The sequence below is a fragment of the Nitrospirota bacterium genome (assembly GCA_026387665.1).
GTDB lineage: Bacteria > Nitrospirota > Nitrospiria > Nitrospirales > Nitrospiraceae > Palsa-1315.
This window is the reverse complement of record JAPLLG010000004.1, coordinates 89,768-100,611: the sequence shown is the minus strand read 5'-3', so window position 1 is coordinate 100,611 and position 10,844 is coordinate 89,768. Positions and strand designations below refer to the sequence as shown.

General features: G+C 55.2%; 8 protein-coding genes. 3 read left to right on the top strand and 5 right to left on the bottom strand.

The features are described from left to right. Positions 1-115: 115 nt before the first annotated feature. Positions 116-1,000: a hypothetical protein gene (locus NT179_03280; protein ID MCX5721038.1), complete on the top strand. Its 885-nt coding sequence runs from the start codon at positions 116-118 to the stop codon at positions 998-1,000. Between the two features lie 119 nt (positions 1,001-1,119). On the opposite strand, the gene NT179_03275 is transcribed toward NT179_03280, so the two are convergent. Beyond that, positions 1,120-4,239 carry a Helicase associated domain protein gene (locus NT179_03275; protein ID MCX5721037.1) on the bottom strand — a complete coding sequence of 1,040 codons (3,120 nt, stop codon included), beginning with the start codon at positions 4,237-4,239 and terminating at the stop codon, positions 1,120-1,122. Positions 4,240-4,693: 454 nt separating this feature from the next. Here NT179_03275 and NT179_03270 point away from each other — a divergent pair, with 454 nt between their 5' ends. Further along, positions 4,694-5,002, top strand: a complete 309-nt coding sequence (locus NT179_03270) for a DUF4258 domain-containing protein (protein ID MCX5721036.1) — start codon at positions 4,694-4,696, stop codon at positions 5,000-5,002. 2 nt (positions 5,003-5,004) lie between these two features. Then, the gene (locus tag NT179_03265) at positions 5,005-5,235 is read left to right on the top strand and encodes a YgiT-type zinc finger protein (protein MCX5721035.1); all 231 of its coding nucleotides are present in this window, start codon (positions 5,005-5,007) and stop codon (positions 5,233-5,235) included. A gap of 75 nt (positions 5,236-5,310) precedes the next feature. Here the strand turns inward: NT179_03265 and NT179_03260 are convergent, their stop codons facing one another. From NT179_03260 to NT179_03245, 4 genes are read right to left on the bottom strand one after another with little or no spacing between them, the layout of a single operon-like run. Next, positions 5,311-6,111 carry an SAM-dependent chlorinase/fluorinase gene (locus NT179_03260; protein ID MCX5721034.1) on the bottom strand — a complete coding sequence of 267 codons (801 nt, stop codon included), beginning with the start codon at positions 6,109-6,111 and terminating at the stop codon, positions 5,311-5,313. Beyond that, positions 6,111-6,587: a transcription elongation factor GreA gene (greA, locus tag NT179_03255; protein MCX5721033.1), complete on the bottom strand. Its 477-nt coding sequence runs from the start codon at positions 6,585-6,587 to the stop codon at positions 6,111-6,113. The genes NT179_03260 and greA overlap by 1 nt, the downstream gene beginning before the upstream one ends. A gap of 13 nt (positions 6,588-6,600) precedes the next feature. Continuing rightward, complete coding sequence (carB, locus tag NT179_03250; protein MCX5721032.1) at positions 6,601-9,858, bottom strand: carbamoyl-phosphate synthase large subunit; 3,258 nt, start codon at positions 9,856-9,858, stop codon at positions 6,601-6,603. A gap of 22 nt (positions 9,859-9,880) precedes the next feature. Further along, positions 9,881-10,843 (bottom strand): M48 family metallopeptidase, encoded by a 963-nt coding sequence (locus NT179_03245; protein ID MCX5721031.1) that lies wholly within the window; start codon positions 10,841-10,843, stop codon positions 9,881-9,883. Between the last annotated feature and the right edge of the window lies 1 nt (position 10,844).

Genomic DNA, 10,844 nt, shown 5'->3' with positions numbered 1-10,844 from the left:
AGTCGGGAGATCTTTGCGTTCATTGAAGGGTTCTATAATCGCCAGCGGTTGCATCAGAGCCTGGGCTATTTGACGCCGCTGGAGTTCGAGCGACGGGTCAGTGACTCTTAACCTGGTGTCCACAAAACCTGGGCTAGCTCAACATGCCCCCATTGCACTTGATGTAAGCAAACAGTTTAGCAAAGACATTGATCTTGCATTTCCGAGAAAAGCATTAATCCGGGAGACTGAAGAACTTCGCGGATTCGAACTTGCGAGAGATTTGGTGGGCGTGGCATCGCGATTTATCTTAGGAATTGCAAGTCTACTTTCAGGTGATCCAGTTTCTGCGTTCGACCTTCACTATGGTGTATGGACAGAGCTAAAAAGGAATGAAGAGAAAGGGCTTGATTGGCCAGGGCCCAAACAACTAACCGCCAGAGTTGCAAATGTGCTGGTTGTGGATGGGCTCAATGCGGCAGACCTACGATTTACAAAGAAAACACCAAATTACTTGGAGGACATGCGACGGTTCTTGGATGTTGTCCAAGAGATTGACCCCAGTAACTACAGTGGCCATCTACTGAAGGGGATCTATTTATTCTCGTCTTCTCGCGATATAGAAAGCGCGAAAAAAGAGATCAAGAAGGCCGAGAACAGTAGAGATGCCGCATGGCTTTGGGGTTTAGCATTTCTAGATGCCTATGATGGAAGGCTTGAAGATGCACACAAGACATACCAAAGAGCCTTCCGGAGTCTCGTTTCTGACAACACCGCCCTTCAAGTTGAGACCTTTGTCGTCGACGTTCTAAATCTCGAACCGAACAAGATGCAACTATGGTATTGCCTGGGAATGATCAACTACTTCTATAAGGAAGACCTGGAATCCGCCAGAAAAGATTTCTCGAAATTCCTTGAACAGGCGGAGCCAAGTGGAAAGTTTCCGAAATCCGTCGAGCTCGCGAAAAAATATCTAACAGAACTTGATTGCAAGCGTGTGAAAACTCCGCATTCCGTCTAAGCGATGCTCGACAATAAATAGCCCACGTTTCGCGGCGCGCGGCGAGTGATGGATCGAAACGGAGGCTGTTCCGTTGATACTTCTATCGAACGATTTGGTGTCAGGCATGCGTATTGACCTTAGACGGATGGGCTATCCGTAGACTCCCTGTCCCTGATAATGGTCAAAAGCTCTTTCATAGCGTCCTCCTGACGAGCCAGAAGAGCCCCACTCTCCATCAAGCTCACCTGCTTGCCAAACCATTCACCAAGAGGAAGTCCATGATAGGAGTATTCATTGGTCAGCGCGGATGATTTTGACAGGACGAATTCGAGGCAGTGTGAGTAGTTCCAAAACCATTCATTTAAAACGCGCCCGTGGTTTTCGTCCAAGAGTATTAAGGATTTGAATAGTAGCCGTTTAAAATCTGAAAAGGCCCCTGCTGCATAAATCTGGCTTTCCATCTGAAACCAATGTCCTACGTTTACGCCACGAAACGTGTCTGTTATTACAACTTTTCTTCCTAATGTCCTCATCAAGAACCGACAAGACTCAAAATATTTGAACCACGAATCAGTCGAGCCTCTCGCTGCTTGCTTTTTCCTTCCGGCCTCCCACACAAACCCAAGTGCATCCAATTTTCCAACTAGTTCAGTGGAAAGCTTGTTTTTTTGAGGCCGAATTGTATTTATGAGCCAGTTCCCAATTGCAACGCCTTCGTGAACTGTTCGACGTTCCGGTTGTTTGCCGGTTTTCTCGACGTAGCCCTTGTACGCAGCAAGGTTTCGCTCCCACCGAGCCTTTTGAGGTTCCAAGACTTTCCCCAGAAGCCTCTCCAAATTATTCTTTCGATCTTCTCTTAAGTGACCTTTCTTGAATAACCGACGTTGATGCGTGAGCCAAAGACCAATCTTTAGACCATCAGAACTTTCTTCGCCTAAGACAGGCAGCTTGCCGGTTTCATCAAGATAAGTGCTGCATGCTGCCATGTGGCGCACCCAATTTCTTTCCGTATCGCGATATTCACCCCATTGAACGCCTAACTGTTCCAGGAGTTCCTCTCGATCCTCTGAAAGCTTCCCTTTTTTGAATGTAGCGCGTTGGGCAAGAAGCCACTTTCCGATTTTAAATCCTTCATATTCTGTGTCCTGATCGGGCTCTTGTCCATGCTCTTCCATGTATTTCTTCAATGCACCGAATCTCAAGTGCCATCGAGTGCCCAATTGCTCCATCATTTCAAGTGAGAAGAGACTCTGATATTCGGAAAATGCAATGTGCTTTGGAAATCCAATCAGAAACGTATTGGCATCCGGAAGATCCTGTCGATCGGTGACATGCGTTTGCCCCAACAGGGGGGCTCGTCCCTCGCCTTGCCGAATTCGCGCTTCACGGATCGCTCCTTCAACGCGTTCATCCTGACTGGCCATTGCACTTAGAACTTGCCATACAAGTTGAAAACGGCTTGCCTCAATAATGGTTTCTGGATCTTCCTCTTCCTGTACAAGGACGGGAATAATCACATAGGCCCTGCTCTTCCCTGGAACCACGCGGAGCGCTCGGCCAGTTGCTTGCACAATATCAACAACCGAACTGCGGGAGTCTGCGAAAAATACGCCATCCACCACCGGCACGTTGACCCCTTCTCCCAGACAGCGTGCATTAGAGATTACCCCCCGTGCACTCATCTTGAATTCACGCAAAATTCGATTGCGTGTCCCTGCAGACATCTCCCCGTTGATATGCTTCGCTGAGTAGTGAAGATTTGGACTCATCTTGTCGAGGACGGCAGGAAGGCTATCCGTCCGATTTGCATCGACAAATTCTGACGCGCTGGCGACGCGATTATGAAAGCTGAAAATTTTCTTGATCCCGTAAAGCCCAATTGCCTTCGCTAGCGCGATACGTTGCGCGAGTCCGTGCGCTTCCCATCGCTCCTGATCCTCTGTTTCAATGGTCCGTCCACTGCGGGCTAGTTCAGCTACTTCTTGCTCCGAGACTCCAATCACGACGACGCGATAGTCGGAGATGATTTCCTGCTGAATAGCCTCCGCGAAGCTCATGCGGTAGAACACAGGACCAAATACGTCTGGCTCGTCCATCGAGACAATAGGAACGGCATCCTCTTCTGTCTTTTTGCGATACTGCGGCGCGATAACTCTGGGCGTCGCTGTCATGAAAAGCCGTTTCGTTGCTGGGATTTTGTCATCATCAAGAACCTGAGCAAAAGGTTTCCCCGCTGCCCCTGCAACCTTATGCGCCTCGTCGCAGATCACGAGGTCAAAGCGGCATTTCTGCACAGCAAGTTCCCGCAAGCCATCAACTAAGACGGCACTACTCTGGTACGTTGAGAAAACCACGTATGGAAGTGGTGATGACTGCCGCAAGAACGCGGTTAACTCTCTAGGATCAGTGGAAACCTTGAAGTCCTGATCGGAGGGATCGGCTTCCCAGCCATCTTCGCTATGCAATAACGCGACTGATTGATCGCTACAAATGCAGATATATCGAAACCCTGGACCGCGCACCTTATACCACTCTTCCAGGGTTTGCTTGATTAGCGCCAGACTCGGGACCAGGATGAGGATCTGTTTGGCGCCAAGTCTGTCGGCAATCCATTTCCCGATGAGAGTCTTTCCCGATCCGCAAGGGAGAATGGCCTGCCCGCGCGAGTGTTCTCTGAAACCATCGATCACTGCGTCAATCGCCTGCAACTGGAATGGACGCGGCTCTAGCGGAGGTCCTACCTTGGGCTTCTCATGAAAGACATACTCCTGAAGGGAGGCGAAAAATTCCTCAGGGAGATTGAGTAACGAATCAACGAGATATTGGCCGTGCGCTTTCCGCTCACGTACTACTCTGGGTAAGTCTTCAACATTAGCGATGATGAGGCGAAAGTCTGCACGGTCGCTCACCATATAGAACGTAGACAGCTCGCGCTGAGATGGGATGTCAGACCGGTCAAGGCGGAACTTCGATTGGTAAGCGGTCAACGTGTCGTCGCAGTGAAGTATCATTCCATCGATACCCATATCTTGGCGGTTTGAGCACCCGAGGCGCTCTAAAATCTCATCAGGTACGTTGCGAAACCTCCAAATCTTCGTGGCTTGGTAGTAGTCTTTGTGCAGTTCCAGAAGCGCCTCGCTAAACTCCTCAAACGCTTCGCCTCGGTCCTGTTGTGTCGGCAGCCCTGAGATCGCCTTCTCCAGGCCGTCCCAGGACTTAATCTCGTTCCAATCAAATCTGCGAAGGATGGGAAACATTGGAGTGAATCCTACTAAGGTTTGCGGTCCACCCTGCTTGTGTAAAAATGCGGATTCAAGTATGCCAGAACTGTTGGGGGATTAGTTGAGCAAAACAGACGCGAACACCACCTCCAGCGAAGAATAAGCCTCAGACCTTACAATCCTACAGCAAGGATTTTCTTGGCGCGGGGCTTGGGCTCAGAGCGGACGTCGCTGGAGGAGCGGGGACCCGTCGAGGCTCCGCTGAGAAGGCAAACGGAAGCTGACCGAGCCTGCGAGGGAATTTCCGAAGGCTGCCACTCGGCGGAGCCCGAACGGGTCGCTCCGGGAGGCGCGGGAGCGGCTGAGCCCCAGCCCCACGCAATCATCTTTCGCCGTATGGCTCGATGGGCTTACACTGTCGAAAGGCTACAGAGCTTATGCCTCGTTGCGCTAAACGAGAGCATCGGATATAGTCGCGCTATTCCTTTCAATGAAAACACTAGACGACATTCGCCGACAACTAGCCGCTGGAGAATTCGAGTTCAGCCGCCATGCCTTCAAGCGCGCCATTGAGCGAAATATCAGCGATGCGGAGATCCGACAAGCCGGAGCAGAAGCCAACATCATTGAGGACTATCCCGATGACAAATATGCTCCCAGCAGCCTGCTGCTCGGATTTACAACAACCCGTCGCCCATTGCACCTTCAGGTATCCCACATCGACTCCGACCTGCTAAAGATCATTACGATCTATGAGCCGGACCCCGCAGAGTGGTATGATTACGCCAGACGGAGGTAGTTATGTTTCGCTGTCATGTGTGTGGAAAGACCGAGAGCCGTCAAGAACTGGTCAGCGAGGTCTTCGATATCGAAGGCAAGCCCGTACAAGTTGAACAGATTCCCGCAACAGTCTGCCTCCATTGCGGCGAACCAATGTTCAGCCGCGATGCAACCGAGCGAGTTCGGCGCATGGTCCATGGGGAAGCGAAGCCCATCAAGTCTATTCAGATGGACGTGTTCGCCTACCGGTAATCCTTTCAGGCTTGTTCAAACTCCTCAGGGAAAGAATCTCTCCCGCAACATCGCCAACTTCTTCGCCGTACCGGCTCACGACACGTCGATTCGCGCCCCTCTCCCCTCCTTGAGGAGGTCCGCGGCTGACGCTTCCTTCACGAAAATTTCCAACTTCCCATCGCTGTTGATGAGCGCGGACGGCTGCCCTTCCGTCCCTTCACTGTAACAGGCCACCAGTCCTTCGATGGCCTGCTTGCCGATCCGAATGGACAATTGCCGGCGCTTCGTGACTGCTCGCGCTTCTTCGAGATCCTGCTGAGTCAGGTTGGAAATCAGATTGCCGAACCGATCCACATGGATGATTGCTCCCACCAAGGTCTTGCCTTCCCAGGTTGGCGGCGCAATCGTAAAGGTCTTGCAGTCTGTGACGAGCCGGCCGAATGATTCGAACGACTGTTGTTTGGTCAGCCAGGCCGCAGCTGGGGCGAAAAGGTCACGTCCGTCGAAGGTGTGGCCAGCCGATGACAGACGATAGTCTGCATTCTCGATCTCCCGCACTTCCATATCGGGATTCCCGGCAAGGATATACGTTAACAGTCCGTTGTCGGGGGCTAGAAAGAAGTAGCGCTCGCTCTTGGCGATGAGGGCGCGCCGTGCGCTGCCGACACCTGGATCGACGACGGCCACATGCACGGTGCCCTTGGGGAAATAGCGATAACAGGAATTCAGGAGATAGGCGGCGGCTTCAACGGAATGGGGCGGCACGTGATGCGAGAGATCGACGAAGGTGGCGTGGGGATTGATGGTAAGGATCACGCCCTTCATGCTCGCCACGAAGGAGTCCCGATCCCCGAAATCGGTCAACAGCGTGATGAGCCCCGAAGGGTGCGGCACTACAGCTCCTCGAAGCGAATCTCCACCACTTCGTATTCGACGATCTTCACCGGTGTCTTGACTTCGACGAACTCGCCGACGCGCTTGCCGATCAGCGCCTTGCCGACCGGAGACTGAATCGAGATGCGGTTCACTTTCATATCGGCTTCATCCTGGCCCACCAGCGTATATTGACGTTTCGACTGCGACTCCTGTTCGATCACGACCACCGTGGCGCCGAACACGATGGTCTCGGAAACCCGCCCGGCCGTTTCGATGATGCGGGCATCAGCCAGCTTCGACCCAAGTTCGATGATACGCGACTCGATGAACCCCTGGCGTTCCTTGGCGGCATCGTACTCTGCATTTTCGCTCAGGTCGCCATGGGCCCGCGCTTCAGCAATGGCTTCGATGTTTTTGGCGCGTTCGACTTTGCGAAGACGATCAAGCTCTGCCTGAAGTGCCTCGTGCCCCTTTCGCGTGATCGGTGTCGGCATAGTGTAGCGTCCTCTATGAGTGGTGGTGATATTCCTGTAACGACCGAATCGTGAGCTCTGTCTTCAAAATCGCTTCAATCCCCATGACCGCCGCTCGCGCGCCCCGGATAGTCGTATAATAGGCCAGCCCTTTATTCAAGGCCTCCCGGCGGATCGACAAGGAATCGGCATGGGACGCCGCCGTGCTCACGGTATTCACGACCAAGGCCACTTGCCCGTTCTTGATATGGTCCACGACATGGGGACGGCCTTCTTTGACCTTATTCACGGTTTCCGCCGGCACCCCATGGTCCCGCAAATAGCCCGCCGTGCCGCTCGTCGCCTGGATGTTGAACCCCAGCTTATGAAGCTGCTTCACCACTTCCAGCGCGGCAGGACGATCACTTTCCTTCACGCTGATGAAGGCCGTGCCTCCCTTGGGAAGCGGCGCACCGGCTCCCGCCTGGGACTTGGCAAAGGCCCAGCCGAAATCCTGATCGATGCCCATCACTTCGCCGGTAGACTTCATCTCCGGCCCCAGGAGGACATCCACCCCGGGAAACTTATTGAAGGGGAAAACTGATTCCTTCACGGACAAATGCACCGGCGCAGGAGCGTCGGTCAATCCCAGCTCCGGCAAGGTCTTGCCCACCATCACCTTCATCGCCAGCTTGGCCAATGGCACCCCGATGGCTTTACTGACGAAGGGCACCGTGCGCGAGCCTCGAGGATTGACCTCCAACACGTAGATCGTATCCTCTTTCACGGCAAATTGCGCGTTCATTAAGCCGATCACGCCCAGTTCCAGGGCCAGGGCCTTCATTTGTCGGCGAATCTCTTCCACGACGCTCTGCTTAAGCGAATAGGGCGGCAAGGAACAGGCCGAGTCTCCAGAATGGACCCCGGCTTCTTCGATATGCTCCATGATCCCTGCCACCACGACATTCGTCCCGTCTGAAATAGCGTCGGCATCGACTTCAATCGCATCCGAAAGATATCGGTCGATCAGCACCGGATGTTTCGGCGAAGCCTTAACCGCCGTGGTCATATATTCCAGCAAGCCTGCTTCGTCATAGACGATCTGCATGGACCGCCCGCCCAACACATAGGACGGCCGCACCATCACCGGATAGCTGATCCGCAATGCGATCTTCAAGGCCTCGTCCACGGATCGGGCCATGCCGCTCTCCGCCTGGCGGAGCCCCAGTTTATCCAGGAGGTCGCGGAATTGCTCCCGGTCTTCGGCCCGGTCGATCGCCTCAGGACTTGTACCCAAAATTTTGACCCCGGCCTTGGAGAGGGGCAAGGCAAGCTTGAGGGGCGTCTGCCCGCCGAATTGCAACACGACGCCCAGCGGCTGTTCGCACTCCACGATATTGAGGACGTCTTCCTCTGTCAGCGGCTCGAAATAAAGCCGGTCCGAGGTGTCGTAGTCCGTGCTCACCGTTTCCGGGTTGCAATTCACCATGATCGATTCGATGCCCTCTTCGCGCAGGGCCATGACCGCATGGACGCAGCAATAGTCGAATTCGATCCCCTGCCCGATGCGGTTCGGCCCGCCGCCGAGGATGATGACTTTCTTCCGGTCTGTCGGGCGAGCTTCACATTCACTGCCGTAAGTCGAATAGAGATAGGGCGTATGGGCTTCAAACTCCGCGGCGCAGGTGTCCACGCGCTTGTAGGTCACGCCTCGTTTGCCCTGGGGCCTAGTCCGCTGCTTCCGGACCGAGGCAGCCGTGGCGCCGATGAGCTGCGCGATACGATCGTCCGAGAATCCCAGTTCCTTGGCCTGCCATAAGAGCGGTTCCTCAAGGACAGCCGGCTTCTTGCCCGCCTGACCGACCAGCACCGCTTCGAATTGAATCAGCTCACGGACCTGTTCCAGAAACCAGGGGTCGATCATCGTCAAGGCAAAGAGGTCATCGTTGGAGAGACCAAGGCGCATGCCGTCCGCCACATGCCACAATCGCTCGGCGATCGGAGTCCGCAGATGTTGCCGGACCCGCTCCAGCCCCTGCGTCCGGTCGAATCCCTCCGGGATGCCGCGATCCAGCCCCTCCCGCGAGGAAAGTCCGCTCATATTCAATTCCAATGATCGAATCGCCTTGTGCAAAGCCTCTTTAAAGGTGCGGCCAATCGCCATGACCTCGCCCACCGACTTCATCTGCGTCGTAAGGGTCGGATCGGCTCCGCGGAACTTCTGGAAGGCAAAACGGGGGATCTTCACCACCACATAGTCGATGGTCGGTTCGAAGGAGGCTTTGGTCACGCCGGTGATGTCGTTGGTGATTTCATCCAGCGTGTAGCCCACGGCAAGCTTCGCGGCAATCTTGGCAATGGGGAACCCCGTCGCCTTCGAAGCCAGCGCGGAACTCCTCGACACGCGCGGGTTCATTTCAATGACCACCATGTCACCGTTCTTGGGGTCCAGGCCGAACTGCACGTTCGATCCGCCGGTGTCGACGCCGATCTCACGAATGATCCGGACTGCGGCATCCCTCATCCGCTGATACTCTTTGTCCGAGAGGGTCATGGCTGGCGCGACCGTGATGCTGTCCCCCGTATGGACTCCCATCGGGTCCAGGTTTTCGATGGGACAGATAATGACGACGTTGTCCTTGAGGTCCCGCATCACCTCGAGTTCATATTCTTTCCACCCGATGAGCGATTCCTCAATCAGCACCTGGCTGACCGGACTCATGGCCAAGGCCCAATCGATCAGTTTCTCGAACTCTTCCCGGTTGTAGGCGATGTTCCCGCCGGTTCCGCCCATGGTGAAGGAGGGACGGATGATCGAGGGGAATCCGGTCTGTTCGAGAATCTTGATGGCTTCGTCGCGGTTATGGGCCGTGCCGCTGGCCGGCACCCGCAAGCCGATTCGCTGCATCGCATGTTTGAAGGCTTCGCGATCCTCGGCCTTATGGATCGCCTCAGCAGAGGCCCCGATCAGCTTGACGCCGTATTTTTCGAGCGTCCCCCGCTTGACCAAGGCCATCGTGGCATTCAACGCGGTCTGGCCCCCCATGGTCGGAAGCAGGGCATCAGGCCGTTCTCGCTCGATTACCTTCTCGACCACTTCGACCGTGATCGGCTCCACATAAGTCCGGTCTGCCAATTCCGGATCGGTCATGATCGTGGCCGGATTGCTATTGATGAGAATGACCCGGTAGCCTTCTTCTTTCAGCGCTTTGCAGGCCTGCGTGCCGGAATAGTCGAACTCGCAGGCTTGACCGATCACGATCGGGCCGGACCCGATCAATAAAATGGATTTGATATCTGTTCGCCTTGGCACGAAAACCTCGTTTCAGAGTCAACTAGCTCGGTTGTGGCATGGGCCCGATGGCTGGCCTGTATGGCGCAACGGGCGGCGGAACCACCCCGCCCCCCGGCCCATGATAATGCTGAAGCGCCTCAGGTAGCCAGGCTTCGATCTGGTTGATACGAGTCAAATCGGACGGATGGGTGGACAGAAATTCCGGGATCGCCTGCTGCGACCGGAAGCAGACCTTGCCGATCATCTGCCTCGGGCAGCCGCTCATCCGTTCCCAAAAGGGGACCGCCTCGCGCGGATCGTATCCGGCCTGCGCCATCAAGCGGAGCCCGACGTAATCGGCTTCCGATTCCTGCTTCCGGTTAAAGGGCAACGACACATTGACTCCATAGGCGCCCAAGAGCCCCTGCATCGCACCGGGATTGACACTGCCTGAGACTGCCGCGCCCAAGGCGCCCAATTGCGCGATTTGGTCCAGGATGCTCCGGCTCATCCGCTCCACTCCATGCCGCTGCAACGCATGGGCGACTTCATGCCCCATCACCGTCGCCAATCCGACGTCGTCTTTCGTATGTTTGAGAATCCCGGTGAAAATCGCCACCTTCCCGCCTGGCAGCGCGAAGGCATTGACCATCTTGTCGTCTTGAATGACGGCAAACTCCCACTGATACTCCGGCTTGTTGGCGGCTGCCGCGATTCTCCGTCCCACTCGTTGCACCAGCTCATTAATTTCCGCGTTGTCGCTGAGAGGCGCAGCCCGCAGCACCTCGCGGTAGGCGCTCAATCCGAACTGCATTTCCTTCTCTTCGGAGAAGAAAATCACCTGATCACGAGCCGTGCCAGGCGCGCGGTAACAGCCGGTCAGGCTGCCGAACAGACTCATGGCGGCCCCCACCCCAAGCGCGGCGCAGAGGCTCATCGCCCCCTGGGCGCCCAGCGCCAACATCGCCCGACGCCCGATGGGCGTGGCTAAGGCTCGATCGATTGCGTCAGCAGCACGTGTCATG

Excerpts from the sequence above, each read along its gene's own strand:
- NT179_03275 (MCX5721037.1), bottom strand. The coding sequence starts at position 4,239 with ATGTTTCCCATCCTTCGCAGATTTGATTGGAACGAGATTAAGTCCTGG.
- NT179_03270 (MCX5721036.1), top strand. The coding sequence starts at position 4,694 with ATGAAAACACTAGACGACATTCGCCGACAACTAGCCGCTGGAGAATTC.
- NT179_03265 (MCX5721035.1), top strand. The coding sequence starts at position 5,005 with ATGTTTCGCTGTCATGTGTGTGGAAAGACCGAGAGCCGTCAAGAACTG.
- greA (MCX5721033.1), bottom strand. The coding sequence starts at position 6,587 with ATGCCGACACCGATCACGCGAAAGGGGCACGAGGCACTTCAGGCAGAG.
- NT179_03245 (MCX5721031.1), bottom strand. The coding sequence starts at position 10,843 with ATGACACGTGCTGCTGACGCAATCGATCGAGCCTTAGCCACGCCCATC.